The 25,367-nt window shown below is 60.3% G+C and carries 25 protein-coding genes; 7 read left to right on the forward strand and 18 right to left on the reverse strand.

Annotated elements, in window-relative coordinates:
• Nucleotides 1–18: 18 nt before the first annotated feature.
• Entirely contained in the window at nt 19–897 is an 879-nt protein-coding gene (locus HB780_RS23525; protein WP_183689774.1) for an NmrA family NAD(P)-binding protein, read from the reverse strand.
• Between the two features lie 222 nt (nt 898–1,119).
• On the opposite strand from HB780_RS23525, the gene HB780_RS23530 reads away from it, so the two are divergent.
• The gene (locus tag HB780_RS23530) at nt 1,120–2,043 is read left to right on the forward strand and encodes a LysR family transcriptional regulator (RefSeq protein ID WP_183689775.1); all 924 of its coding nucleotides are present in this window, start codon (nt 1,120–1,122) and stop codon (nt 2,041–2,043) included.
• Nucleotides 2,044–2,229: 186 nt separating this feature from the next.
• Here the strand turns inward: HB780_RS23530 and HB780_RS23535 are convergent, their stop codons facing one another.
• The 3 genes from HB780_RS23535 to HB780_RS23545 form a co-directional block, all read right to left on the reverse strand.
• A complete protein-coding gene (locus tag HB780_RS23535; RefSeq protein WP_183689776.1) occupies nt 2,230–2,577 on the reverse strand; it encodes a DUF3088 domain-containing protein in 348 nt (115 codons plus the stop codon).
• 104 nt (nt 2,578–2,681) lie between these two features.
• The gene (locus tag HB780_RS23540) at nt 2,682–3,017 is read right to left on the reverse strand and encodes an ArsR/SmtB family transcription factor (protein WP_183689777.1); all 336 of its coding nucleotides are present in this window, start codon (nt 3,015–3,017) and stop codon (nt 2,682–2,684) included.
• A 102-nt stretch (nt 3,018–3,119) separates the two neighbouring features.
• A complete protein-coding gene (locus tag HB780_RS23545; RefSeq protein ID WP_183689778.1) occupies nt 3,120–3,890 on the reverse strand; it encodes an SDR family NAD(P)-dependent oxidoreductase in 771 nt (256 codons plus the stop codon).
• Between the two features lie 98 nt (nt 3,891–3,988).
• Here HB780_RS23545 and HB780_RS23550 point away from each other — a divergent pair, with 98 nt between their 5' ends.
• Nucleotides 3,989–4,762 (forward strand): DeoR/GlpR family DNA-binding transcription regulator, encoded by a 774-nt coding sequence (locus HB780_RS23550; RefSeq protein WP_183689779.1) that lies wholly within the window; start codon nt 3,989–3,991, stop codon nt 4,760–4,762.
• A gap of 117 nt (nt 4,763–4,879) precedes the next feature.
• Nucleotides 4,880–6,391, forward strand: coding sequence for a glycerol-3-phosphate dehydrogenase (gene glpD, locus HB780_RS23555; RefSeq protein WP_183689780.1), 1,512 nt, complete (start codon nt 4,880–4,882; stop codon nt 6,389–6,391).
• An 18-nt stretch (nt 6,392–6,409) separates the two neighbouring features.
• On the opposite strand, the gene soxR is transcribed toward glpD, so the two are convergent.
• On the reverse strand, nt 6,410–6,874 hold the full coding sequence (soxR, locus tag HB780_RS23560; RefSeq protein ID WP_183689781.1) for a redox-sensitive transcriptional activator SoxR: 465 nt from the start codon (nt 6,872–6,874) through the stop codon (nt 6,410–6,412).
• Between the two features lie 74 nt (nt 6,875–6,948).
• Between soxR and HB780_RS23565 the strand changes: the two genes are divergently transcribed.
• The gene (locus HB780_RS23565) at nt 6,949–7,524 is read left to right on the forward strand and encodes an NADPH-dependent FMN reductase (RefSeq protein ID WP_183689782.1); all 576 of its coding nucleotides are present in this window, start codon (nt 6,949–6,951) and stop codon (nt 7,522–7,524) included.
• Nucleotides 7,525–7,709: 185 nt separating this feature from the next.
• Entirely contained in the window at nt 7,710–8,921 is a 1,212-nt protein-coding gene (locus HB780_RS23570; RefSeq protein WP_183689783.1) for an acyltransferase family protein, read from the forward strand.
• Between the two features lie 68 nt (nt 8,922–8,989).
• On the opposite strand, the gene HB780_RS23575 is transcribed toward HB780_RS23570, so the two are convergent.
• Genes HB780_RS23575 through HB780_RS23585 form a run of 3 tightly spaced genes read right to left on the reverse strand, consistent with a single transcriptional unit; the run spans nt 8,990 to nt 12,779 of the window.
• On the reverse strand, nt 8,990–10,111 hold the full coding sequence (locus tag HB780_RS23575) for a mandelate racemase/muconate lactonizing enzyme family protein (RefSeq protein ID WP_183689784.1): 1,122 nt from the start codon (nt 10,109–10,111) through the stop codon (nt 8,990–8,992).
• 21 nt (nt 10,112–10,132) lie between these two features.
• Complete coding sequence (locus HB780_RS23580; RefSeq protein ID WP_183689785.1) at nt 10,133–11,632, reverse strand: aldehyde dehydrogenase; 1,500 nt, start codon at nt 11,630–11,632, stop codon at nt 10,133–10,135.
• A 1-nt stretch (nt 11,633) separates the two neighbouring features.
• Nucleotides 11,634–12,779 (reverse strand): iron-containing alcohol dehydrogenase, encoded by a 1,146-nt coding sequence (locus HB780_RS23585; protein ID WP_183689786.1) that lies wholly within the window; start codon nt 12,777–12,779, stop codon nt 11,634–11,636.
• 118 nt (nt 12,780–12,897) lie between these two features.
• On the opposite strand from HB780_RS23585, the gene HB780_RS23590 reads away from it, so the two are divergent.
• Entirely contained in the window at nt 12,898–13,797 is a 900-nt protein-coding gene (locus HB780_RS23590; RefSeq protein ID WP_183689787.1) for a LysR substrate-binding domain-containing protein, read from the forward strand.
• Nucleotides 13,798–13,869: 72 nt separating this feature from the next.
• Here the strand turns inward: HB780_RS23590 and HB780_RS23595 are convergent, their stop codons facing one another.
• The 10 genes from HB780_RS23595 to HB780_RS23640 form a co-directional block, all read right to left on the reverse strand.
• The gene (locus HB780_RS23595; RefSeq protein WP_183689788.1) at nt 13,870–14,277 is read right to left on the reverse strand and encodes a F0F1 ATP synthase subunit epsilon; all 408 of its coding nucleotides are present in this window, start codon (nt 14,275–14,277) and stop codon (nt 13,870–13,872) included.
• 74 nt (nt 14,278–14,351) lie between these two features.
• Nucleotides 14,352–15,782 carry a F0F1 ATP synthase subunit beta gene (gene atpD, locus HB780_RS23600; RefSeq protein ID WP_183689789.1) on the reverse strand — a complete coding sequence of 477 codons (1,431 nt, stop codon included), beginning with the start codon at nt 15,780–15,782 and terminating at the stop codon, nt 14,352–14,354.
• 20 nt (nt 15,783–15,802) lie between these two features.
• Entirely contained in the window at nt 15,803–16,687 is an 885-nt protein-coding gene (locus HB780_RS23605; protein ID WP_183689790.1) for a F0F1 ATP synthase subunit gamma, read from the reverse strand.
• A gap of 29 nt (nt 16,688–16,716) precedes the next feature.
• Complete coding sequence (atpA, locus tag HB780_RS23610; protein ID WP_183689791.1) at nt 16,717–18,246, reverse strand: F0F1 ATP synthase subunit alpha; 1,530 nt, start codon at nt 18,244–18,246, stop codon at nt 16,717–16,719.
• Nucleotides 18,246–18,812 carry a F0F1 ATP synthase subunit delta gene (locus tag HB780_RS23615; protein WP_183689792.1) on the reverse strand — a complete coding sequence of 189 codons (567 nt, stop codon included), beginning with the start codon at nt 18,810–18,812 and terminating at the stop codon, nt 18,246–18,248. Before HB780_RS23615 ends, atpA begins: the two co-directional genes overlap by 1 nt.
• Before the next feature lie 262 nt (nt 18,813–19,074).
• Nucleotides 19,075–19,458 (reverse strand): AGROH133_08824 family phage infection protein, encoded by a 384-nt coding sequence (locus HB780_RS23620; protein ID WP_183689793.1) that lies wholly within the window; start codon nt 19,456–19,458, stop codon nt 19,075–19,077.
• A 108-nt stretch (nt 19,459–19,566) separates the two neighbouring features.
• Nucleotides 19,567–21,798, reverse strand: coding sequence for a primosomal protein N' (locus tag HB780_RS23625; protein WP_183689794.1), 2,232 nt, complete (start codon nt 21,796–21,798; stop codon nt 19,567–19,569).
• A 130-nt stretch (nt 21,799–21,928) separates the two neighbouring features.
• Entirely contained in the window at nt 21,929–22,357 is a 429-nt protein-coding gene (locus tag HB780_RS23630) for a hypothetical protein (protein ID WP_183689795.1), read from the reverse strand.
• Between the two features lie 125 nt (nt 22,358–22,482).
• Nucleotides 22,483–23,166, reverse strand: a complete 684-nt coding sequence (locus HB780_RS23635) for a nucleoside/nucleotide kinase family protein (protein ID WP_286203050.1) — start codon at nt 23,164–23,166, stop codon at nt 22,483–22,485.
• A gap of 20 nt (nt 23,167–23,186) precedes the next feature.
• Entirely contained in the window at nt 23,187–24,146 is a 960-nt protein-coding gene (locus HB780_RS23640; RefSeq protein ID WP_183689797.1) for a GNAT family N-acetyltransferase, read from the reverse strand.
• Between the two features lie 242 nt (nt 24,147–24,388).
• Here HB780_RS23640 and HB780_RS23645 point away from each other — a divergent pair, with 242 nt between their 5' ends.
• Nucleotides 24,389–25,324 carry a tyrosine recombinase XerC gene (locus HB780_RS23645; RefSeq protein WP_183697420.1) on the forward strand — a complete coding sequence of 312 codons (936 nt, stop codon included), beginning with the start codon at nt 24,389–24,391 and terminating at the stop codon, nt 25,322–25,324.
• The last annotated feature ends 43 nt before the right edge of the window (nt 25,325–25,367 follow it).

Consider the following 25,367-nt stretch of genomic DNA (forward strand, 5'->3'; position numbering starts at 1 on the left):
CTAGAAGGTGCGCTGAGACTATTCGTTGCTATTATTGTTCTGGGCAACGAGCGCAGAAATCACCTCGATAAGGGGTGTGGACCCCTTGGTCGACGAGCGCCCTTGATCGGCAAATTCAATCCAGCTCTCGTTGAAGCCATCGAGCATGCGGGCTCGCGGCCCAGGATTTTTCATTCCTTGTGACCGAAACAGGCCCTCCCACGTTTCTCGGGGTATGGTCTCAACGCTAACTGACCGATTCAGAACTGCGCCGAATGCTGATGCCAGATCATCTGGCGACACTCGTTCCGGTCCTTCCAATTCGACTACCCGCGTTCCAATCCAGCTTTGCTGGAGCAGTTCAGCAGCAAGGCGGCCGACGTCCCTGGTGGCGACCATCGGGAAGGCTTTGTCGGCAGGCTGCAGGAAGCTCTGGAGAATACCCTGGTCCCGTGCCGTAGCGACATCCCACATCGCATTCTCCATGAACCAGGCAGGCCGCAAAAAGGTGACTGGGATGGCGATGTCGGAGAGAGCCGTCTCCAGCAGTTGGCGTTGTGTCAGCAAGTTTTCGTGCGTTGCGTCAGCGCCGATAGTCGAAAGGCAGACGACCTTTAATGGGCGGGCAGCCGTCAGTGCGGCCACGATCGCATCGATTACCTTTCTGGCCTCGGGAAAACCTGGTTCAGGATCGAACTCAGATGGAGGCAGAATGAAGACACCCTCAGCACCGGCGAAGGCCGCGGCAAGCGCGGTCTGGTCTTCGATGTCGGCCAAGTCAATTTCACAGCCCTGTGCCTTCCAACCTGCGGCCTTCGCATCGTCGCGCAAAACGGCACGGACAGCCTGTCCGGCTGCGAGAAGTGTGCGGGCGACTTCACCGCCAACCTTGCCGGTTATTCCGGTGATTGCAAACATGATGGTTCTCCAGAAAGTTTTGAAAGGGTGTCATTACGGCAGGCTTTCTACCTGACCGCCCAACATCACGATGGGGTTGCAGCTTTATATTCCAACTCCTGCGATGACACCGGATCATAATAGTCAATTAAGCGATGATATAATATCATCGCTAAGATGTTGGAATCGCGCAGTGCGGCGCGGCAGCATTCGGCTAGTCGGCAATAAGAGGGGAAATGCAGAGTGGCTTTCGATGCGCGACTGTTAACAGGTGTGGGCGTCTTCGCTGCGGTCGCAGAGGCCGGCAACTTTGCCAAGGCTGCAAAGATATTGGGACTAACACCCTCGGGTGTTAGTCGGTCGATAGCTCGCCTCGAAGCACGCATCGGCGTGAGGCTATTCGATCGAAATTCTCGCGTCGTGACCCTTACGGAAGAAGGCCGCCGATTTCACGCGCGAGCCATGCCTTTACTTGCCGGTTTGGAGGAGGCAACGGTAGACGCATCTGGTGCATCCATGGTCGTTAGTGGTCGGCTGCGGGTATCGATTGATCCCTGGTTTGCGCGGATGGTGGTAGCTCCGCGCCTACCCGAATTCATGGCGAGATATCCCAAGCTGTTTGTCGAATTGACGAGCACCAATTACCGCGAAGACATGATGTTGGGTGTCGACGTCGCGGTTCGTTTTGGGAGCCCCGACGTTGCGTCTTTGATCGTTCGAAAGCTACTCGAGACACCTGTCATTACGTGCGCTGCACCAAGCTATATCAAACGGTGTGGAGAACCAAAAACACCGCATGATCTAGTTCATCACGAGGTTCTTTTGTTTCGCGACCCACAAACAGGGCGGCCTTTTCAATGGCAATTTCAGCGTGGCGCGGAAATTGTCGAGGTTGAGGTTGCTGGCCGTGTAATGATGGACGACCCCACTGTTGCGCTAGAAGCTTGCCTTGCAGGTCAAGGGGTATTCCAGAGTCTGGCGGTTGGTCTCGCCCCTTGGCTATCCCGCGGGGACATTGTGCAGATTCTACCCAGTTGGTGTGAAGAGAAATTTCCGCTTTACGCTTACCATCCGTCGCGGGCGTTGCCGCCAGCAAAGGTCACGGCGTTCTTAAATTTCATTCAAGCAATAGCAGGTGCGGAGGATCGGCGCGATGCGCCAACGTGACGCGTTGTGACACCGTCGCCCTAAATAGACAACCGTTTCAGCGCCAGTCACCGAAGTGATTAATGAGCTTCAAACTATGCATTCTGCAACTAGCAAGAGTGAAGCGAACAGCGTCAACGCGTGTCCGGCGGTGCAACGTTCCGGCTACGAAGCACTCGGCCATCTCAGGAGCTTCCGGGTTCTCATTCAGGGATGAGGCTCGGGAAACCCGTGACGCTCCGCAAGTGCGGCAAGGATTTTATCCTTGTCGGATATGAAGGCTCGGCCCTGAAACAGGCCTGTTTGATATTGCGACGTTTCACCATCCGCCAGTACCAGCAATGGCAGGGACTGATGTTCCTCCCCAACCAGCGCGACAACGGGAAGCCTTGGTCTCGGCCAGGCAATCCGCTCGACATCAAGCCGTTGCGCCAACGCGGGAAATAACGCCAGGACGCCTTCCATCAAGGCACAATGCTCGCAATAGAAACGCCGACCGGGATAAGCGGGATCTTCCCAGTCGGAGAACAACAAAAAGAGTTTGTCGCGGGTCATTGTCGGCTCCATCTATCTCGAACGCCATGCGCGAAGGATGGAAAGCTCAGCCTATCCGCCTGATCGGAAACCATCACGCCTGGTAGCCGTCGCTCTATAGATCATCAGTCGAGACTGCAGAAGACCTCTCTTAGCGACTCGACCACATCACGGATTTCGGTACCGGCAACAGCGTAATAGACAAGCCGGCCCTCGCGCCGCGTTTCGACCAACTTTTCCAGCCGTAGCCGGGCCAGATGTTGCGACACCACCGCCTGCTGCAAACCAAGAATAGCCTCGATCTCCATCACGGTCTTTTCCTGCTTGGCCAGCATGAAGAGAATGATCAGCCGTGTCTCGTGCGACAGAGCCTTCAACAGGACGCTCGCCCTTCTGGCCTTCGCGTTCAGTTCTTCAACATTATGCTCCGCAATACCGCCAAGCGGTGGAGACAACGACATAGGATAGCCTCTGGCGACAAATTCGCATCCAGATATGCGTATAATATTATGAATGGGGTGCCCGTTCAAAAAATGGCGAAGCACCAAAAAAGGTCCATTTTATCAGCAGATAAGCTGACCGCCATTGATCTCGATCACCTGTCCGGTGATGTAGCCGGATAAGGTCGGCGCGGCCAGGAAGAGATAGGTGGGCGCGCAATCCTCGGCGGTTCCCAGGCGTTGCAGCGGGATCGACCGGCGCGTCTGCTCGAGCTTCTCCTTCGAGGAATAGCGCTCGTGGAAATCGGTGGCGATGGTGCCCGGCGACACGCAATTCACCCGGATACCATCAGGCGCCAACTCCCGCGCCAGCGCTTTCGAATAGGTGGCGACGAAGGCTTTGGAGGCGGAATAGATCGCCGATCCGGGGCTGCCGCCGGTGAGCGCCGAGATCGATACCGTATTGACGATCGCCGCCTGCCCCGCAGTTCTCAGCAGCGGCAGCAGCGCCCTTGTCACCTCAACGACGGAGGTCTGGTTGAGCTGGACGATCCGGCCATATTGCTCGTCGGTCAATTCGCCGGCGGGAAAGCGGCCAAGCATGGTGCCGGCATTGTTGACCAGCACATCGACCCGATCGAACACGCCGGCAGCCGCGGCGGCAAAGTCCTTCGTGCCGTTCTCATTGCTAAAGTCGGCCGGAACGAGAAAAGCGCGGCGGTCGAGTTCGGCTTCCAGCAGAAAATCCGGCAGCTCGCGGTTGCCATCCCGACCGATATGGACGAGCACGCGCGCGCCGCAATCGAGAAACTGACGCGCCACCTCCAGCCCGATGCCGCGGCCAGCGCCGGTGATCACGACGTTGCGATTTTCGAATAGCTTCGGATGAAACATGATGGCCCCTTCAAATCGCAGAATCCGCGCCCCAGCAATTGCGGAATTTTCACTTTATCATATGATGATGAAAAAACGAAAGAAAGGGAGCGCCAATCATGTTCCTATCGGGACGGCAGACAGAGATTCTGGAAATCGCCAAGACTGAGGGGCGCGTACTGGTGGAGGAGCTGGCGTCGCGTTTCTCCGTGACGCCGCAGACCATCCGCAAGGACCTGAACGATCTCTGCGACGGCCGCGTTTTATCGCGCGTCCACGGCGGCGCAATCTTTCCGGGCGGCACGGAAAACGTCAAATACGATGCACGCCGCTCCATCGCCGCCCCGGAAAAGCAGGCGATCGGCCGGGCCGCTGCCGGTCTCATCCCCAATAACAGCTCGCTTTTCATCAATATCGGCACCACGACGGAAGCAGTCGGCGAGGCTCTTCTCGGCCATCACGAATTGATGGTCATTACCAACAACATCAATGTTGCCAATAAGTTACGGATTTTCCCCTCGATCGAGGTGGTCATCGCCGGCGGCGTCGTGCGCGGCTCGGACGGCGGCATCGTCGGTGAAGCGGCGGTCGATTTCATCCGGCAATTCAAGGTGGACTTTGCCGTCATCGGCACCTCGGCCATCGATGCCGACGGCGCGCTTCTCGATTTCGATTTCCGTGAAGTGAAAGTGGCGCAGGCGATCATCGCCAATGCCCGCCATGTCATACTGGTCGCCGACAGCACCAAGTTCGAACGCACCGCCCCGGTGCGCATCGGCCATCTGTCGCAGGTCCACACCTTCGTCACCGATGAATGTCGGGTCGAATCCGTGCGTATCGCCGCCGCCGAACACGGCGTTCGCCTGATCGAGACCGAGCGCCGACAGAGTTGATCACCCGCGAAGCTCGTCAAAAAACGTTCGTTTGACATTCGTATTGATTTCGCTTTAGATGGATTGATTTTCGAATTATCCATCTTTCAAGATGGCGAACGCTTTGCGGAGGGGCGCGTGAGCGAGCAGATCCACGACATTTTCGTCATTGGTGGCGGCATCAACGGCTGCGGCATAGCCCGTGATGCCGTCGGGCGCGGCTATAAGGTTGCGCTTGCCGAAATGAACGATTTCGCCTCCGGCACATCGTCCGGCGCCACCAAGCTGATCCATGGCGGCCTGCGCTATCTCGAGCACTACGAATTCCGCCTGGTGCGCGAATCGCTGATGGAGCGCGAAGTGCTCTGGGCGATGGCGCCGCACATCATCTGGCCGATGCGCTTCGTGTTGCCTTATCATAAGGGCGGCATCCGTCCGGCGTGGCTCATCCGCCTCGGCCTTTTCCTTTACGACCATCTCGGCGGCCGCAAGTTGCTTCCGGCGACGGCGACGCTCGACATGAAGACCGACCCGGCGGGAAAGCCGCTGAAGTCGCTGTTCACCAAGGCTTTCGAATATTCCGACGGCTGGGTGGATGACGCCCGCATGGTCGTGCTCAACGCTCGCGACGCCGCCGATCGCGGCGCCACGATCATGCCGCGCACCAAGGTCACATCGGCCCGCCGCGACGGCGCCCTCTGGACGATCGAAACTGAGGATACCGTCACCGGCGAGAAGCGCCTCTTCAAGTCGCGCATGCTGATCAATGCCGCCGGCCCCTGGGTCGATCATGTTCTCTCCGACGCCTTCGGCACCAACCAGGCGCACAATGTTCGTCTGGTGCAGGGCAGCCACATCGTCGTCCGCAAAAAATTCGACGATCCGCGCGCCTATTTCTTCCAGAACCCGGACAATCGCATCATTTTCGCCATCCCCTACGAACAGGATTTCACCCTGATCGGCACGACGGATCGCGACTATAAGGACGATCCGAAGGATGTGAGGATTTCCGAAGAGGAAACCACCTATCTCTGCAATGCCGCCAGCGAATATTTCAAGGAGCCGGTGCGCCCCGAGGATATCGTCTGGACCTATTCCGCCGTGCGCCCGCTCTATGACGACGGCGCCACCAAGGCGCAGGAAGCAACGCGCGACTATGTGCTGAAGGTCGAGGGTGCCGAAGGTCAGGCACCGCTGCTCAACGTCTTCGGTGGCAAGCTCACCACCTATCGCCGCCTGAGCGAGCATGCGCTGGAAAAGATCGGCGAAGCCATCGGCCTCAAGGGTACGCCATGGACGGCCAAGAGCTCTCTACCCGGCGGTGATTTCCCGGCTAAGGGTTATGAAGCCGAAGTCGTCAAGCTGAAAGCGCGTTATCCTTTCCTCACCGATCCGCACGCCCGCCGGCTGGTACGCCGCTACGGCACCCGCGCCATCATGATCCTCGGCAACGCCAAAGCCCTGACCGATCTCGGCCGCAGCTTCGGCAGCGATCTTTACGAGGCGGAAGTGCGCTATCTGATGGCGCATGAATGGGCCTATACCGCCGCCGATGTCCTCTGGCGCCGTTCGAAGAAGGGCCTTTACCTCTCAAAGGATCAGGCCGCCGCGCTGGACGACTACATGGCCGGCACGCGGGTCCACGCATAGGCTTCCAGCTCTTCCATATTAGCCTTCGGGATCGAGCAACCTCGGCCCCGGCCCTTGCTCTGCCAGCACGTCCCAGGGATTGCGCAGTGGACAGCTCTGCATCGAAAGACAGCCGCAGCCGATGCAGCCGTCGAGCTGGTCGCGCAGGCCTTGCAGCCGCCTGATCCGCGCATCCAGATCGTTCTTCCATTTCGCCGACAGCTCCCGCCAATCGGCGCCGGTCGGCGTCCGGCTTTGCGGCAGCGTGTCGAGCGCCGCCTGGATCTCGGCAAGCGGGATTCCCACGCGTTGCGCCACTTTGATCACCGCCACGCGGCGCAGCACCTCGCGGGCGTAACGCCTCTGGTTACCCCGGCTGCGGTGGCTCTCGATCAGCCCCTTCGCCTCATAGAAATGCAGCGCCGAGACCGCAACGCCGCTGCGCGCCGCCACCTCGCCCACCGTCAGCAATCTGGAAAATGCATCGGAGTCTATTTTTCCCATGACAGGCTATTGACCTCAACTTTACTTGAGGTTTTATAGCTCTTGCTCCGAAGCGCGTAAAGCAGGAGCAACGCATGACTGAACCCACCCGCCTGGCAATCCTCTACGGCAGCACCCGCAAGGGCCGGCTATGCGACCGCGTGGTCAATTGGGTCGTCCGGGAACTGGCGCACTATCCGCTTATCGACATCGATATCATCGATCCGCTCGATTTCGGCCTGCCGGTTCACCATGACGGCGAGCATCCGGCGGTGGCGGCCCTTGCCGCACGTCTCTCGGACGCCGATGCCTTCATCGTCGTCACCCCGGAATATAATCACAGCTTTACAGGCTCGCTGAAATTCGTTCTCGATCTCGTCTACGAACCATGGCAGGGCAAGCCGGTCGCCTTCGTTTCCTATGGTGGCATTTCCGGCGGGCTGCGCGCGGTCGAGCAATTGCGGCTGGTCTTTGCGGAGCTGCATGCGGTCACGGTGCGCGACACCGTCAGCTTCGCCAATCCCTGGGGCCGGTTTGCCGAAGACGGTTCTCTCGAAAACCCGATCGAGGCACGGCAATCGCTGGTGCGGATGATAGCGCGACTGCATTGGTGGAGCGCGGCATTGAAGCCCGCCCGGGAGACACGCCCCTATCGCTCCGTCGCCGCCTGAGCGTTCATCCACGATAGCCAACACCGCTCTTCCGTTTCTGGCAGGTACGGAAGACCGGCTCGGCGCCCGGGCCTGCGCCGCATGCGCCCGGGCGTCTTCCTCCACCTCAGTCAATCAGACCTCACCCTTGCCGATGCCGCCTTGATGGCCTAACCCAATATCTGGGTGGTTCCAGAGGGATGAGGATGGAGAAAGAAGCGCGGCTGGGAGGAGCAGACTTCATGCGCGCCGTGGCGTGCCTGATGGTGCTTGCCCATCATCTCGTGCTGCGGATGGATTTCAGTTATCTCCCCGATGCCCTGGCCCTGCCGCTCATTCTCGCCCGCTTCGGCAATTACGGCGTCTCGGTCTTCTTCGTTCTGAGCGGCTTCCTGCTATCGCGACCATTCTGGCTGGCGCTGGACAGGGGCCTGCCGCCGCCTTCGCTGACAATTTACACCATGCGCCGCGCCGCCCGTATTCTGCCGGGATTCTGGGTTGCCCTGACGGTCGGCTTCATCCTGAGTTTCACGGTCTATGATTTTCCGCTCGATGGCGAGCTGGCCGGGCGCTACGTCGCCGGTTTCTTCCTGATGAGCCAGTGGCACTGGCGCACCTTGTTTCCGGTACAGGGAGACGGGCCGCTTTGGTCCATTCCCTTTGAGACCACCTGCTATGTCTTGCTGCCGATCGCTTTCCTGTTGCTGTTCACCCCGGCCCTGAGATCGCGCGCTGCCCTGCCTGCCCGCATCCTCTGGCTCGGCGTCATCTCCCTGGCGCTTCTCGGCCATTGGCTGATCGTCACCCATATCCCGATCGATACCGTCGAGCGGGGCTGGCAATACGGCTTCCAGGGCGGGGCCAAGGAATGGATGCCGCGCTATAACCCGGTCGGCTTCTTCGCGGTCTTTGCCATCGGCGCGCTGGCGGCGGGCATCCAGACCATGATCCCCAGGAAGCGCTCGCCGGTCTACGATGTCGTCGCCATACTTGCCATGATCGTCGGCGTGGCTGAAATCTGGATGTCGGTCGGCGACAGCTGGGAAGGTTACGGCTGGCTTGGCATTCCCTATCGCTTTCCCGTCATCCCGCTGACTGTCGCCGTCGCCCTCTGCGTTCTGCCGCAATCGGCCGTCCTGGCACGGGTTCTCGACAATCGTCTCAGCCACTATATCGCCACCGTCTCCTTCGGCGTCTATATTTGGCAGGATATCGTGTTGATGCTGATGAAGAAGCTTTTCCCGTGGAGCTTCGGCACGGGCTCCGACGATGTGTTAGGCGGATGGTTCACATCCAGCCTCGTCGCAACCCTCATCATCTTCGCAATCGGCACCCTCAGCTATATCCTTCTGGAGCGCCCCGTCATGCGCTGGGCGCGCGCCAGGGAAAAGGCACCGCACCAAGCCGTCCCCGCCTGACAAAAAGGCCGCCCAACGGAAACCGTTGGACGGCAAGGAAGCTCGACTAGGAGTGCCGAACCATCCTGTCAGATGCGCGTGGCTTTCAGGCGTTCCTCATCGAGAACGACGCCGAGACCGGGTGCTTCTCCAAGATCCAGCCAGCCCTCATTGTGCTTGAGCGGCGAAGCCATCGGGTAATCCCTGCGGGCCTCGCTCCATTCCGGATTGTCGTAGGGATATTCGAGCCAGGCCACATCGCCGACGCCCGCGCTCAGATGTGCGTTCGCCAGCACGCCGATGCCGTTCGTCCAGGAATGCGGGGTGAATTGCACGGCGGCCTCGCGCGCCTGATAGGCCAGCCGCCGGCAGCCGGTGATGCCACCCACCAGCGCCACGTCGGGCTGGATGACGTCGAAGGCGCGTTCCTCGATGATGTCGCGGAATTCATAGAGCTCGCGGGTCATCTCGCCGCCGGCGATGCGCAGCGATGTCGCCTGCTTCAGCTCCTTCATGCCCTTGCGGTCGGAGCGGTGCAGCGGCTCTTCCATCCAGTAGACGCCGAGCCGTTCCAGCTCCCTTGCCACCGTCAGCGCGTCCTTGAAGGTCCAGGACAGCGTCGTGTCCCAGGGCATGCGCCAACCCTGATTGCAATCGACCATCAGCTCCAGCCGGTCGCCAACCCGGGCACGGACAGCCTCCAGCGCCTTCACATCGTCGCGCCACCCGCTGCGGCCGCCGGCCGAGGAGGAGAAGCGCACCTTCATCGCCGGAAATCCCTCAGCGATATAGCGCTCGGCCTGTTCAGCCATTGCGGCCGGCTCGCGCAGCACGCCTGAGGAAGCATAGAGCCGCACGCGGCTGGCGCGGCCGCCAAGCATCCGCCAGACCGGCTCACCGGTGATCTTGCCGGAGAGATCCCACAGCGCCAGATCCATCGGCCAGCAGCGGCCGTAGTGGAAGTTGATATGCGACAGGACTTCGTAGTGGCGCTCGAGATGACGCGGGTCCTGCCCGATGAACAGATCCTCATGGCCCTCGAAACCCTTCATCAGGTCGCCGGAGCCGATGCCTTCACGGCCTTCATCGTCGCGGACGCGGACGATCGTCGCGTCGAAATTCCGGCGCGGCCGGCCGTCCCAGCTCGCCTTGAACGGCGGGTCGAGCGGCAACCGGTGATGGCTGATCTCGATGGAAACGATCTTGCTCATGATAGTGCCTCCCCGTGAACCTCAGCCGAACTGCTGCCAGATGGTCTTGTAGTCGCAATATTTGTCGATCGCATGCACCGAGCGGTCGCGGCCGAAACCGGATTGCTTGAAGCCGCCGAAGGGCGTGGCGAAGTTTGACATGTCATAGGTGTTGATCCACACCGTACCCGCATGGATCGCCTCGGAAAAGCGATGGGCGCGGTCCATGTCTTTGGTGAAGACGGCGCCGGCGAGACCATAGATCGTGTCGTTGGCGATCTTCAGCGCCTCCTCTTCGGTATCGAAGGGGATGGCGGCGAGCACCGGCCCGAAAATCTCCTGTCGCGCCAGGGTCATGTCGTTGGTCATATCGACGAAGACGCCCGGCGAGATATAGTAGCCGCCGGTTTCGCTCAATACGCGCTCAGCACCGAAGGCGCGACGTGCACCCTCTTTTTCGCCGACGGCGATCATCGACAGCACCTTGTTCATATGCTCTTCCTCGATCAGCGCGCCGATCTGGGCGGCAGGGTCGAGCGGATGCTTTAGCGCGATGTCGGATCGCGTCACCGCTTCGATCTTTGCGATCAGCGTCTCCTGTACCGAACGCTGCACGATCAACCGCGTCGAGGCATGGCAGGTCTCGCCGGAATTGTAGAAGCAGCCCCAGGCGACGGCACTCGCGGCCGCATCGAGATCCGCGTCTTCGAAGACGACCAGCGGCGACTTGCCGCCAAGCTCCAGCGCCACGCGCTTGACGTTCGATTGCGCCGCATAGCCCATGATCAGCTTGCCGACCTCCGTCGAGCCGGTGAAGGCGATCATGTCGACATCCATGTGCAGCGCCAGCGGCTTGCCGGTCTCTTCGCCATAACCGGTGACGACGTTGAGGACGCCGGCGGGCAGGCCCGCTTCGAAGCCAAGTTCAGCAAGACGGATCGCCGACAATGAGGATTGCTCGGCCGGCTTCAGCACCACGGAATTACCGGCGGCAATAGACGGCCCGAGCTTCCAGGCATCGATGATCATCGGATAATTCCATGGCGTGATCGCGCCGATGACGCCGAGCGGCACCTTGCGTACCAGAGCGCGTGCATTCGGCCCGGTCGGCGCGATCTCGTCATAGATCTTGTCGATCATCTCGCCGTAGAACTGGATGCCGTCGGCGCAGAGACGGACATCGACGGTGAGCGACGCCATGACCGGCTTGCCGACATCCAGCGTCTCCAGCATGGCGAGTTCTTCGCCATGGGCGCGGATCAGTTCGGCCCACTTCAGCATGATCTTTTTCTTTTCCAGCGGGTCCTTCTTGCGCCAGACACCACTTTCGAAGGCGGCGCGCGCTGCGGCTACAGCGACGTCGATATCCGCAGCGTTGCCACGCGCCAGCTGCGCGCCGGGCTTGCCATCCATCGGGCGGATGCGGGTGAAGGTCTCGCCGGAAGACGAAGTGTGATAGCAGCCGTCGATGAAATGTCGCCCCTCGAGCTTCAGGCCCGACAGAACGTCTTCCCAATAGTCGCGCGTATATTCCTTGGTCATCTCAAATTCCTTTCGGCAACGCCATAATCGTCTCGGCGAAGCGGTCGATCTCGGCATCCGTCACGTCCCGGACGGTCGAACGCCGCATCGGCTGGTTTTCCGGAGCGCGCATTTCCCGCGCCAGATCGGGCGCATCGAAGGGCTTGAAGGCGGATGGAAGGGCGCGGACGATGCCACAGCGATCCATCCAGTCGAAGACAAAGGCGGGCAGCGCGGCAGCACTTTCGAGGCCGCAGGCTTTCGCGGCGGCATTGAGCTCATCTGTATTCGCCTCGGCAAGCCACGGCAGCGTCGCCTGGAAGCCGAGCGCGGTCGCCAACCCATGGTGAACCGGCGCAAGGCCGGCCAGCGCATGGCTGATGTTATGCGCGATCGCCGTGCCGCAATTGTCGATGGCGATGCCGGCGAAGCAGGAGCCGAGCAGTACATCGCCCCGCGCCTCGAGATTGCCGGGCTCCTTCACCGCCGTCTCCAACGAGCCGGTGATCAGCCGCAGCGCCTGATGCGCGTAGAACTGCGCGCCGCGATGGGTGTTGCGGTTGGTCGCCGCCTCGAAGGCGTGGATGAAGGCGTCGAGGCCACACCAGGCGGTGAGGCTGGCGGGCAGCGTCGTGGTCAGGGTCGGATCGAGGATGACGAGATCGGCCTTGGTTTCCGGTCCCCAGATCCACAGTTTCTTGCCTTCCGGACCGGCAAAGATATTGGTGGCCGAGGTCTCCGAGCCGGTGCCGGCAGTGGTCGGCACCATGATCTTCTTCAACGGCGTCTTTGGCAGCGGATTGACGGCCAGCGCATAAAACATCGGATCGGCGCCCGAGGCCGCACAGCAGGCAACGATCTTGGCGATATCCAAGGCCGAGCCGCCGCCAACGCCGATCACCATATCCGCACCCTTCGCCGCCTCCATCGCCGCGCGGAGATGCGCGAGCTTCGGCTCACCGGAGAAATCCGAAAAAATCTGTGTCGAAACACCTGCCTCGGCCAGATCGGCCTTGATCCGCTCGGCAAGACCAGATTGCGCCAGAAACGCATCGATCACCAGAAGAGTAGCCGCCACACCATCGAAGGATTTGACGGCGGTGGCCAGGCCGGCGAGCGCGCCGTCACCGAAGCTGATGTCAGGAATGGCGGAAATGGAGAAGGACACGGCAGATCACCCAGGAAAATGCAGTCAAATATGATACTCACATCCTGCATCACAATTTCAGCTCTTCAAATCCAGGCATTTATCGGGGATATTGATGATCTGAAGTTATGGAGAAGTAATGCTCGAGAAAATACCGCTGGAGGCCTTCCGTGTGTTCGATGCCGCGGCCCGGGCGATGAACTTTTCCCGCGCCGGCCGCGAGCTGAACATCACCCAGGCCGCTGTCAGCCGGCGCATCAAAGGGCTGGAGGATCATCTGGGGGCGCCCCTCTTCACCCGGCGAGGCCGGAACCTGGGGCTGACGCCGGAGGGCGAGCGGCTGTTTCAGCGCGTGCGGGCGACGCTCGAATATCTGGAGGAAAGCCTGGAGCCTTTCCGCGCGGGCACCGGTGAAATCATTTCCATTGCCGCCAGCGGTTCGATCTCGCATCTCTGGCTCGGAAAGAGGCTCCGGGATTTCGGCAAGGAAAGCCCCGGCATTTCCGTGCGCCTGCTGACCACAGATGTGCATTCGGAACTGGCGTCAGAAACCAACGATCTCATCATCATCTACTCCACCGGCGAACATCCGCGCTGGAACCTGACACCGCTGATGAAGGAAGTACTGGTGCCGATCGCCTCGCCAGACTATCTCGCAAGCCGTGGCCTCGATCCGCAGGCGCTGACATCGGCCGATATCGCCGGGCTGGATCTGATCGACTACGAGCGCGCCAACGCCCACTGGATCAGCTTTCGCCAATGGTTCGGCCGCATCGGCGATCCGTTGAAGGGCAAGCTGCCGCGACCACGGCTATCCTTCTCCACCTATATCATGGCGGTCGAAGCCGCTTTACGCGGCGAGGGTATCGCGCTTGGCAGCCTCGGGCTCATCGATGAATATCTACACTCCGGCGCACTGGTTACCATCGGCAGCGACCGGGTCGAAAGCGGCTTCGGCTACTATCTCGGCGCGCCGCGCTTCCGCACCCTCTCGCCCGAGGCAGGACAACTGCACCGGCACCTGCTGGCAAACGAATAGCCTCAAAAGAACAACAAAAAAGCGGCCGGGAAAGGCCGCTTTCGTTCGAAACCGCAGACCGAACTCTGAGGATCAATCCTTCTGGATCGAGCCGCTCAGATGCGTGAGTTCCATGATGAAATGCTCAAGGCGGGACTTGTGCTCGTGATGCTCGGCATCTTCGAGTTCGCTCTTGGCGGCATTGATGCGGCGCGTCAGCTCATCCTGGTTGAGATCTTCAACCGGGATCGCGGATTCAGCCAGCAGCGTGCAGCCGGTCGGCAGAATATCGGCGAAACCGCCGAACACGACGTAGTCCTGCTTCTTGCCCGAAGCCGAATGCACCTTGACGACGCCCGGCTTGATCGTGGTCATCGTCGGCGCATGGTGGGCCATGACGGTCATCTCGCCTTCGCTGGCGGGAATAACGACATCGATAACCTGCTCCGACAGAAGCAGACGCTCCGGAGACACCAGTTCGAAATTGAAATTGTCAGCCATGACCGGTCACTTCTCGATTGTCTTTATTTCAAGGCAACGGCGCACGAAGATCGCGCGCCGTTGGATTGGCCTTATCAGGCAGCCAGCTTCTTGGCCTTTTCGATCGCTTCTTCGATCGAGCCGACCATGTAGAAAGCGGCTTCCGGCAGGTGATCGTAATCGCCGTTGACCAGGCCCTTGAAGCCCTTGATCGTGTCTTCGAGAGCGACGAGCTTGCCCGGCGCGCCGGTGAAGATTTCGGCGACGAAGAACGGCTGCGACAGGAAGCGTTCGATCTTGCGGGCGCGGGCAACCGACAGCTTGTCTTCTTCAGACAGTTCGTCCATGCCCAGGATCGCGATGATGTCCTGGAGAGACTTGTAACGCTGCAGGGTCGACTGGACCTTACGAGCGATTTCATAGTGCTCTTCGCCGACGACCAGCGGGTCGAGCATGCGCGAGGTGGAGTCGAGCGGGTCGACGGCCGGGTAGATGCCCTTTTCAGCGATCGAACGCGACAGAACCGTCGTTGCGTCCAAGTGGGCGAACGAGGTAGCCGGTGCCGGGTCGGTCAAGTCGTCGGCCGGAACGTAAATGGCCTGAACCGAGGTGATCGAACCCTTGGTCGTCGTGGTAATGCGTTCCTGCATCTGGCCCATGTCGGTGGCAAGCGTTGGCTGATAGCCCACGGCCGAAGGAATACGGCCGAGCAGAGCCGACACTTCCGAACCCGCCTGGGTGAAGCGGAAGATGTTATCGACGAAGAACAGAACGTCCTGGCCTTCATCGCGGAAGTTTTCAGCAACCGTCAGACCGGTCAGAGCGACGCGAGCGCGGGCGCCCGGCGGTTCGTTCATCTGGCCGTAAACCAGCGCAGCCTTGGAGCCTTCGCCGCCGCCGTGCTTGTTGACGCCGGATTCGATCATTTCGTGGTAAAGGTCGTTGCCTTCGCGGGTACGTTCACCCACGCCTGCGAACACCGAGTAACCACCGTGCGCCTTGGCGACGTTATTGATCAGTTCCATGATGAGAACGGTCTTGCCGACGCCAGCGCCGCCGAACAGGCCGATCTTGCCGCCCTTAGCGTAAGGAGCAAGCAGGTCGACGACCTTGATGCCGGTGACCAGGATCTGGCCTTCGGTGGACTGCTCGACGTAGGACGGAGCCTCCTGGTGGATCGAGCGCTTGGTAGCGGTGATCAGCGGACCGGCTTCGTCAACGGGTTCGCCGATGACGTTCATGATACGGCCGAGCGTTTCATAACCAACCGGAACCGAGATCGGCGCGCCGGTGTCAGAAACGGTCTGGCCGCGGACCAGACCTTCGGTGGAGTCCATGGCGATCGTGCGGACCGAGTTTTCGCCGAGGTGCTGCGCGACTTCCAGAACAAGGCGGTTGCCGTTGTTGCTGGTTTCGAGAGCATTCAGGATCTTCGGCAGATCGCCATTGAAATGAACGTCAACGACGGCGCCGATAACCTGCGTAACCTTGCCGACCGAAACTGCGGCCTTAGCTGCGTCAGCCATAATCTTACCTCTTTCTAGCCTCAGAGCGCTTCCGCGCCCGAAATGATTTCAATCAATTCCTTGGTGATCTGCGCCTGACGCTGACGGTTGTAACTCAGCGTCAGCTTGTTGATCATATCACCAGCATTGCGCGTCGCATTGTCCATCGCACTCATCTTGGAGCCCATTTCGCCGGCGACGTTCTCAAGGAGCGCGCGGAAAATCTGGACCGAGATGTTACGCGGGATCAGGTCCGCGAGGATCGAAGCCGCATCCGGCTCGTATTCATAAACAGCGCCCTTGTGGGCGGCATCTTCTTCAACAACGGCCGGAGCCGACGCCGGAATAAGCTGCAGTCCCGTCGGAACCTGGCTGATCACTGACTTGAACTCGGAATAGAACAGCGTGCAAACGTCGAACTCGCCAGCATCGAACATCTCGATGATGCGCTTGCCGAGAGCATCGGCATTTTCGAAGCCCACGCGCTTGACGTCGCGCAATTCCTTGCGCTCGACGATCAGCGAAGCGAACTCGCGACGCAGAATGTCATAGCCCTTCTTGCCGACGGTGAAGATCTTCACAGTCTTGCCTTCGGCGAGCAGTTTGCGGACGTGATCGCGGGCAAAACGCGCAATCTGCGAGTTGAAGCCGCCGCAAAGACCGCGTTCAGCCGTGCAGACCACGAGCAGATGCACATCGCTCTTGCCAGTGCCGGTCATCAGGAGCGGCGCACCGTCAGCATCGCTGACGGCAGCCGTGATGTTGGCAAGAACGGCGCCCATGCGCTGCGAATAGGGCCGTGCGGCCTCAGCCGCCTCCTGGGCACGACGAAGCTTCGCCGCGGCGACCATTTTCATCGCCTTGGTGATCTTCTGCGTCGCCTTGACGGAGGCGATCCGGTTTTTCAGATCCTTTAGTGAAGGCATCCGGTATCCGTCCTAGAAGTGAGGTCCGATCAGGCGAAAGACTTGGCGTAGCTGTCGAGAGCAGCCGTAAGCTTGCCCTTGGTCGCGTCGCTGATGGCCTTTTCGGTGCGGATCGTATCGAGGAGCTCCTTGCCTTCCGAGCGGAGGTACGAAAGAAGACCCTGCTCGAACTTGCCGATCTGCGGAACGGCGATCTTGTCGAGGTAGCCGTTGACACCGGCGAAGATCACCGCAACCTGCTCTTCCACCTTCAGCGGCGAGAACTGCGGCTGCTTCAGAAGTTCGGTCAGGCGAGCACCACGGTTCAGCAGACGCTGCGTTGCGGCATCGAGGTCCGAGCCGAACTGAGCGAAGGCAGCCATTTCGCGATACTGGGCGAGTTCGCCCTTGATCGAGCCGGCAACCTGCTTCATCGCCTTGATCTGCGCGGACGAACCGACGCGCGAAACCGACAGACCGACGTTAACGGCCGGACGAATGCCCTGATAGAACAGGTCGGTTTCGAGAAAGATCTGGCCGTCGGTGATCGAGATCACGTTGGTCGGAATGAAGGCCGAAACGTCGTTACCCTGCGTTTCGATGACCGGCAGAGCGGTCAGCGAACCGGCGCCCAATTCGTCGTTCATCTTGGCAGCGCGCTCGAGGAGACGCGAATGCAGGTAGAAAACGTCGCCCGGATAGGCTTCGCGGCCTGGCGGGCGGCGCAGCAGCAGCGACATCTGGCGGTAGGAAACGGCCTGCTTCGACAGATCGTCATAGCCGATCAGAGCGTGCATGCCGTTGTCGCGGAAATATTCGCCCATGGCGCAACCGGCGAACGGTGCCAGGAACTGCATCGGAGCCGGATCAGACGCCGTTGCGGCAACGATGATCGAGTACTTCAGTGCGCCGCGCTCTTCGAGCACCTTGACGAACTGAGCAACAGTCGAACGCTTCTGGCCGATGGCGACGTAGACGCAGTACAGCTTTTCGCTGTCTGGGCCGACATCGTGAATGGCCTTCTGGTTCAGGATCGTGTCGAGAATGATGGCGGTCTTGCCGGTCTGGCGGTCACCGATGACCAGCTCGCGCTGGCCGCGGCCGACCGGGATCAGCGCATCGATGGCCTTGAGGCCGGTCGACATCGGCTCATGCACCGACTTGCGCGGGATGATGCCCGGAGCCTTGACGTCGACGCGCGAACGGCGGGTCGCGTTGATCGGGCCCTTACCGTCGATCGGGTTGCCGAGCGCGTCAACGACGCGGCCGAGCAGTTCCGGACCGACAGGAACGTCGACGATCGAGCCGGTACGCTTGACGGTGTCGCCTTCCTTGATGTCGCGGTCGGAGCCGAAGATGACCACGCCGACATTGTCGGATTCGAGGTTCAGGGCCATCCCACGGATGCCGCCGGGGAACTCGACCATTTCGCCGGCCTGGACATTGTCCAGACCGTAGACACGGGCGATACCGTCACCGACGGAAAGAACCTGGCCGACTTCGGAGACTTCGGCTTCTTGGCCGAAATTTTTAATCTGATTTTTCAGAATTGCGGAAATTTCCGCGGCGCGGATATCCATCAGCCGACCTCTTTCAATGCAAGCTTAAGGGTAGAGAGTTTGGTGCGAAGGGACGTATCGATCTGACGCGAACCGATCTTAACGATCAGGCCACCAAGGATCGACGGATCGACCGTGACGACAATCGCCACGTCCTTACCGGTGACGCCCTTCAGCGCCGCCTTCAATTCATTTTCCTGCGCCTTCGTCAGCGCATGAGCCGAGGTGATCTCGGCGGAAACTTCACCGCGATGCTGCGCGGCTATAATATGGAAAGCCTTGATCATCCCCGGCAGCGCAAAAAGGCGCCGGTTGCTTGCCACGACTTTGAGGAAATTGGTAAAATAGGCGCCGAAGCCTGCCTTGGTCGCCAGCGCCTGAACGGCACCGACCTGCTCTTCGGCAGAAAAGACTGGGCTTACGACAAAGCGCTTCAGATCATCGCTGTCATCCAGCATGGCTTGGAACCGATCGAGATCGGCGGTCACTGCCGGAACAGCACCCTCCTCAAGGGCCAGCTCGAACAATGACGAGGCATATCGCTCTGCAACACCAGAAATATGCTGGGATGTGTCTGCCACGGGCACAAAATTCCCTGATTTCAACCCAAGAATTGGGCTTCCGGGGCACGGAAGCCACATGCTCTTGAATTCGTTTTGATTTCCCCCAGAAATCAACAGGAGCTTCCTCCTGCCGCATCCGAAATTCGGGGTTCGTCTAACATAGGATATTGAGACTCGCAACACGCGTATTGGCCGAATACGCCATTCGAGTGAATTTATGATGGCAAAAGTTCAGAACCATGGGGATAGAGCGGGTAATGACAGCCGGAGCGCGACCAATTTTGGCTCAAATGTAACCAAATCCGTAAAGAAGGGGTAGAGCCGCCAAGACAGCCTGAACAACCAGAAGCAGCAGATTGAGCCACGCGCTTCCCCGGTCGGACATGATCGAGAGGATGCGACCGAAGGCGGCGATCGCAAAAGACGCTCCGAGCGCCAGATAAATCATCGGCTGGCCCAGCAATATGGCGACAACACCGAAGCCAAGATAGAAACCGCCGGCCGAGCGCGCCTCGGCATAGGCTTCCGTTCGCCCTTCGCGCACCTGCAGCCGAAGAAAGCGATAGGTGTAGCCCGGCGCGAACATCACGACGAGACCGATGACGGCCGTAAATGCTGCCGAGCAATAGGCAAGCCGCTCGCCCAGGTCAGTCGGAAAATAGAACTCCATCGATCGTCCCCAAATCAGCCCAAATCAAATCAACCATATGAAGAGATCAGCATATGGCATGAAGCGACGGAACAGGGGAAGACGTGGCGGCAACGCTGAGGACAGGAATCACAGAAAGCTCTGCGGATCGATATCCAATTGCACATGCACCGAGCCGCGCTCCTTCGGCGCCTGCGCCAGCATGGCCCTGAGAAACCCCTGCATGTCGGAATTGCGCTTGCCGTGCACCAGCAGGCGGAAGCGGTGCCGGCCGCGCACCAGAGCGAGCGGCGCTTCCGCCGGCCCAAGGACGGAGATGCCCTGTACCAGCGGCGCGGCGCTACGCATGCCGCGGGCATGGGTCTCGGCATCCTGGCGGGTCTCGGCGGAAACGATGATCGAGGCAAGCCGTCCGAAAGGTGGCAGCACCGCCCTCTCCCGTTCTGAAATCTCGCGCTCGTAAAAGGCACCGGCATCGCCGGAGACGATCGCCTGCATGACCGGATGCTGCGGCTGGTATGTCTGCAACAGGCCGTGGCTCTTGAGGCCGGTTCGCCCGGCGCGGCCGGTCACCTGCGACAGGAGCTGAAATGTCCGTTCGGCGGCGCGCGGATCGCCATTGGCAAGGCCGAGATCGGCGTCGACGATGCCGACCAGCGTCATCAGCGGGAAATTATGCCCCTTGGCAACGAGCTGCGTGCCGATGACGATATCCGCCTCGCCCTTGGCGATGGCGTCAAGTTCGAGACGCAGCCGTTTGACGCCGCCCATGATGTCGGAGGAGAGCACGATCGTCCGCGCATCGGGAAAATGCCGCTCCACCTCCTCGGCGATGCGTTCTACGCCCGGTCCGCAGGCGACGAGATGGTCAAGCGTGCCGCATTCCGGGCATGCCTCCGGCGTCCGCTCGGCGTAGCCACATTGATGGCATTGGAGCTGGCCGCGAAACCGATGCTCCACCAGCCAGCTCGAACATTGCGGGCACTGGAAGCGATGACCGCAGACCCGGCAGAGCGTCAGCGGCGCATAACCGCGCCTGTTGAGAAACAGCAGCGACTGCTGCCCCTTCTCCACCGTCTTGCCGATCGCCCGGATCAGCAATGGCGACAGAAAGCCGCCGCGATACGGCGCGTGGCGCCGCATATCGACCAGATGCAGGTCCGGCATTGCCGCATCGCCGAAGCGGGTCGGCAGATGGATGGTGCTGTAGCGCCCGCTCTGGCCGTTGACCTGGCTCTCAACCGACGGCGTCGCCGACACCAGCACCACCGGGAAATCACCGATGCGGCCGCGCACGACGGCCATATCGCGGGCATTGTAATAGACGCGATCTTCCTGCTTGTAGGCAGGATCATGTTCTTCATCGACGATGATCAGGCCGAGATCCTCGAAGGGCAGGAACAGCGCCGAGCGCGCGCCGGCAACGACCCGGACCTCGCCGGTCACCGCCTGCCGCCAGACCTTTTCGCGCGTGCGCGGCGCCAGATCCGAATGCCATTCGGCGGGCTTGGCGCCGAAACGATCCTGAAAACGCTCGAGAAAACTCGCCGTCAGCGCGATTTCCGGCAGAAGAATCAGTACCTGCTTACCGCGCTTCAGCGTCTCGGCGATCGCCTCGAAATAGACCTCGGTCTTGCCTGAGCCGGTAACGCCGTCGATCAGCGATACAGCGAATTCCTGCTTGCGCACCTCGGCCAATATCTCGTCGGCCGCTTCGCGCTGCGGGCCTTCGAGCCGCGAGGCGGCGTAATCCGGATCGGGCTTGGCGACGAGGGGCGGCGGCGGCAGGAACACGGTTTCGAAAATGCCCTGCGTGATCAACCCGTCAATGACGCTTGTCGAAACACCAGCGGCATGCGCCAGCCCGCTGCGTGTCCATGAGAGACCATCCTTCGCCATCTCCATCACCCGAACGCGCGCCGGCGTCAGCCGCTCCGGCGCCCCGCCGGCAAAGCGCAGCCCCTCGACCATCGGCTCGGGATCGAAAGCAGCCGGCACCCTCAGCGCCATGCGGGCAACGAGACCGGGCGGCGACAGCGTGTAGGCCGCGACCCAATCGATGAAATCGCGCATCTCCTTGGCAAGCGGTGGGCAATCGAAGACGCGACTGATCGGCCGGAGCTTCTTCGGATCGACGCCGCCTTCGTCGCCACCATCCCAGACGACGCCGATCACCTGCCTCGGCCCAAGCGGCACCTGCACCACCGAGCCGGGCTCGACCGCCATGCCCTCCGGCACCGCATAGGAATAAGGCTTCGGCGCCGGCATCGGCACCAGAACCGGGACTGTACGGGTCATCACTGCTTTAGCGGCCGCGCCCTCGAACAGCGCACCGAACAGATCGGAAGAATCTTTACTCATTGCGCCAGACCATGCCCCGAGCGGCGGCAAAAGGGAACCCGGGACTAGCACCAAGCCACTCGCAAAATGCGGACGGTCTGCAAGCAGTCCTGAATATCAGGACTTACGTGGCAAATGTCGCCAACCGCCGCTATCGACTCTTTGCCTGCCATATAGCTACTGCAATCCAAAAAAGCATGAACAAAGGCAATGGAAGCAATTTCTGGATAGAGACCCATGTATCAATATTCAAAATTACCGCTGAAATGCAGAAAATGATCACGATGCCAAAAGCGCATGCAGATAGTCCAAAATATGTCTGTCGCCATTGCCTATTCGATAGGGGTGATCGCTCTTCGAGCAGCATGTTTTGAGTGCCTTTGATCTGCATGGCCAACACTGCGAACATGACGGCGGCCGGTAAATATGTGAGGGAATGCCGAATTTTGATGGAATTAGCCGTTACCTCGAACAGAGAGTGATCCACTGTATACAGCGTATAGGCGATGCCGCTGTTGAGGGCCAAAACAAGGATAGAACGCCAGAGTATGCTCCAAAACACATGGACAAATCTGATCATCGTTCCCTCCATCGCGAAACTCCCGATCGAAGCGACAGTTTTGCATTTGATATTTGCAGTCTCGCAAAATTGCCGTGAACGCTCCCGCCCCGAATGGTGGCATCTGCTACCGAAATCCGTGAATATCAGAGACTTCGCGATACTGCAGAAAGCCTGCCATCTCCACGAGCCCGGAGAGCAGGCTGTTCAAAATTGTCGTTGTTGAAAATTGCATCGGCAGCAGAAGCAGGCGCGCATAAGCGCTGATAGAGATCAAAGGCCGGCCGGTACCGATCCGCATAAAGCTGGCGTGTGATCTCCGCTCCTCCCAGAAGCGCGGTGTCGCGATCTATACCTCGTTGTTCGGACACACGCTCGGAAGTTTCAACGAAGACCGCCAGGTCCCAGCCGTCCCGCAGCTCAGGGCGCTGGAGAAAGGTGCCATCCACGATGAGGATGGCATCCGCCGCCGCGAATTGCGGATCCTGTTCGACGGGCGAATCACTGTCGAGATCAAATGATGCCGTGCGATACCAGCAATCGCCACCAGGTCCCAAAGGAAAGAGAAGCAGCGCATTGATGGCCGGAAGGTCGCGCGCGTCGTAATAATAGCCTTCAGCGGAATGTCGTCCACGCGCATAACGTTCCGCCCTTGGCCTATGAAAGCCATCGATTGATGTTCGAATGACGTCCCTGCCTTTGGCCCTGAGGCAATCCGCCAGTTCGTTCGCCAGCGTTGTTTTGCCGGATGCCGTCCTCCCGTCGATCGCAACACGAATTGGCCTTGCCGATTCGACGTTTGCGATCATCACGGCGAGGTCGTTCAACACGGCTTCTCTCAGGGAAGACATCAGGCGGAATGTTCCCTGACAGCATCAGCGACAATATCCCGAGGCACGGCCTCCGCACTGAGCGGCGCAAACCTCGCATCACCATCACGAGCCAGATCGAACACCGTGTGCTTCTCCAGCGCCTTGGTCACGTCGTTGACGTCGCCGTCGAGATGCTCGGCCGGGATCAGATTGCCGATCAGGAAGTCGAAGCGGTCGCCGCGCTTGTTGAGGAGCTCGTGGAACACCGTCATGTCGCGCAGCTCCGTCGACCATTTGGCGAACCAGTAGAACAGCCCGGAATTGCGCGCCGTCAGGTGCACCGGCAGGATCGGCAGATTGTATTTGCGCGCAAGCCCGACGGCCGATGTCTTCCACGGCCGCTCGTTCAGTCTGCCGTTTGCCCAATAGGCGATGCGGCCGGATGGGAAGAGCACGGTGACCTTGCCCTCGGCAACGGCGCGATTGGTGATTTGCAGCGTCTCGCGCGTCTTCAGCTTGCTCTTGTATTCTTCGCGCCATTCGACCGGGATGATCATCTCGGAAAAGCGCGGATTGACCCGCACCGCATCGCGATTGGCAAACACCATCATGTCGGGCCGGCGCGATTTCAGGAGATCGAAGACGGCAACGCCATCGGCAATGCCGGTCGGATGGTTGCTGACGAGAATGAACCCGCCGGAAGCGGGTATGCGCTCGGCATGGGTCACGCCGATATCGAGCTTCAGCAGGTCGCTCATATATTCGAAGCACTGGAAGCCCGGCAGCTTGGCGACGTCATCGGCGAATTCGATCGCCTTGTTGTAGCGCAGCAGCGTATAGAGAAAGGGTCGCATCACCGGCCAGAGCGGGTTGCGAACGATCTTCTGGCCGCGCTCGGCGATCAGCGTATCGACGATATGTCCGGGCTGGCCCTGGGACACCAAAGCGATCGCTTCTGCAAGTTGTCCCAATGCAGTTATCGAACCGCGACGTGCCATGAAATGCCCTGGATGGTTGGGTTGTACTCTATCGCAATCGAATATGATCGAAGCATGACAAGCGCCTCGCGCATAACCACTTAAATCCGATTTGATTTAAGGAACAGCTTATACGCAGTTGAAAAGGGCTACTGTGTTCTTTCCGCACGCAAGGAAGCGCGGCGCAGTAGGATTGTTAGCGATTCCATAACCTTCCCTCCTTCAAAGTGGCAGAATGATTTTGGAATTCAAGGGGTTTTCCACTGAACGAGTTGCTGATCATTGCCGACCCCAAGTTGATGGACGAGCGCAGCCGCTGGTTGGAGGTACTCGGCCAGGAACGCCGCCTGTCCGCCCACACGCTGGATGCCTATGAGCGCGACACCCGGCAATTCTTGACCTTTCTGACCGGGCATCTTGGCGGCCCGGCAAGCATCAAGGATATCCAGGCACTGCGGCCCGCCGATTTCCGTGGGTTTCTCGCAGCACGCCGTAAGGATGGCGCCGGCGCGCGTTCGCTTGGGCGCAATCTTGCCGGCCTTCGTTCGCTGCTGCGCTATCTCGAAAAGAAAGGTCTGGTGAATGCCGCCGGTGCCGGCGCGGTGCGCTCGCCAAAACAGCCGAAATCCCTGCCGAAGCCGCTGTCGGACACCCAGGCCATCACCGTCGTCAGCGACGAGGCGCAGATGCATGACGAGCCCTGGATCGCCGCGCGCGATGCGGCCGTGCTGACCTTGCTCTATGGCTGCGGCCTGCGCATCTCGGAAGCACTCGACCTCCTGCCGGAAGACATACGCCCCGGCGCGACGGCGCTACGCATTACCGGCAAGGGCAACAAGACACGGCTGGTGCCGCTGTTGCCCATCGTCGGCGAAGCGGTCGCGAGATACCGCGCGATCTGCCCCTATCATCTCGATGCCGGCTCCCCTCTTTTCCGTGGCGCGCGCGGCGGCAAGCTGCATGCCGGCATCATCCAGCGTGGCATGCAGAAGCTGCGCAGCGCCTTCGGCCTGCCGGACACGGCGACGCCGCATGCGCTGCGCCATTCCTTCGCCACGCACCTGCTGGCGGGCGGCGGTGACCTGCGCACGATCCAGGAGTTGCTCGGCCATGCAAGCCTCTCGACGACCCAGGTCTATACCGGCGTCGATTCCTCACGTCTGCTGGAAGTCTACGATCGGGCTCATCCGCGCGCGTAAGAAAGCGTTAACCCCCCGCGTTAAGGGAATATGCGTTTAGGGC

It is taken from the genome of Rhizobium lusitanum (assembly GCF_014189535.1).
Classification (GTDB): Bacteria; Pseudomonadota; Alphaproteobacteria; order Rhizobiales; family Rhizobiaceae; genus Rhizobium; species Rhizobium lusitanum_C.

Bases quoted from the DNA above. Each gene is read 5' to 3' on its own strand.
- HB780_RS23525 (WP_183689774.1), bottom strand. From the start codon at position 897: ATGTTTGCAATCACCGGAATAACCGGCAAGGTTGGCGGTGAAGTCGCC.
- HB780_RS23535 (WP_183689776.1), bottom strand. From the start codon at position 2,577: ATGACCCGCGACAAACTCTTTTTGTTGTTCTCCGACTGGGAAGATCCC.
- HB780_RS23540 (WP_183689777.1), bottom strand. From the start codon at position 3,017: ATGTCGTTGTCTCCACCGCTTGGCGGTATTGCGGAGCATAATGTTGAA.
- HB780_RS23545 (WP_183689778.1), bottom strand. From the start codon at position 3,890: ATGTTTCATCCGAAGCTATTCGAAAATCGCAACGTCGTGATCACCGGC.
- HB780_RS23550 (WP_183689779.1), top strand. From the start codon at position 3,989: ATGTTCCTATCGGGACGGCAGACAGAGATTCTGGAAATCGCCAAGACT.
- soxR (WP_183689781.1), bottom strand. From the start codon at position 6,874: ATGGGAAAAATAGACTCCGATGCATTTTCCAGATTGCTGACGGTGGGC.
- HB780_RS23565 (WP_183689782.1), top strand. From the start codon at position 6,949: ATGACTGAACCCACCCGCCTGGCAATCCTCTACGGCAGCACCCGCAAG.
- HB780_RS23570 (WP_183689783.1), top strand. From the start codon at position 7,710: ATGGAGAAAGAAGCGCGGCTGGGAGGAGCAGACTTCATGCGCGCCGTG.
- HB780_RS23575 (WP_183689784.1), bottom strand. From the start codon at position 10,111: ATGAGCAAGATCGTTTCCATCGAGATCAGCCATCACCGGTTGCCGCTC.
- HB780_RS23580 (WP_183689785.1), bottom strand. From the start codon at position 11,632: ATGACCAAGGAATATACGCGCGACTATTGGGAAGACGTTCTGTCGGGC.
- HB780_RS23590 (WP_183689787.1), top strand. From the start codon at position 12,898: ATGCTCGAGAAAATACCGCTGGAGGCCTTCCGTGTGTTCGATGCCGCG.
- HB780_RS23595 (WP_183689788.1), bottom strand. From the start codon at position 14,277: ATGGCTGACAATTTCAATTTCGAACTGGTGTCTCCGGAGCGTCTGCTT.
- atpD (WP_183689789.1), bottom strand. From the start codon at position 15,782: ATGGCTGACGCAGCTAAGGCCGCAGTTTCGGTCGGCAAGGTTACGCAG.
- HB780_RS23605 (WP_183689790.1), bottom strand. From the start codon at position 16,687: ATGCCTTCACTAAAGGATCTGAAAAACCGGATCGCCTCCGTCAAGGCG.
- atpA (WP_183689791.1), bottom strand. From the start codon at position 18,246: ATGGATATCCGCGCCGCGGAAATTTCCGCAATTCTGAAAAATCAGATT.
- HB780_RS23620 (WP_183689793.1), bottom strand. From the start codon at position 19,458: ATGGAGTTCTATTTTCCGACTGACCTGGGCGAGCGGCTTGCCTATTGC.
- HB780_RS23625 (WP_183689794.1), bottom strand. From the start codon at position 21,798: ATGAGTAAAGATTCTTCCGATCTGTTCGGTGCGCTGTTCGAGGGCGCG.
- HB780_RS23630 (WP_183689795.1), bottom strand. From the start codon at position 22,357: ATGATCAGATTTGTCCATGTGTTTTGGAGCATACTCTGGCGTTCTATC.
- HB780_RS23640 (WP_183689797.1), bottom strand. From the start codon at position 24,146: ATGGCACGTCGCGGTTCGATAACTGCATTGGGACAACTTGCAGAAGCG.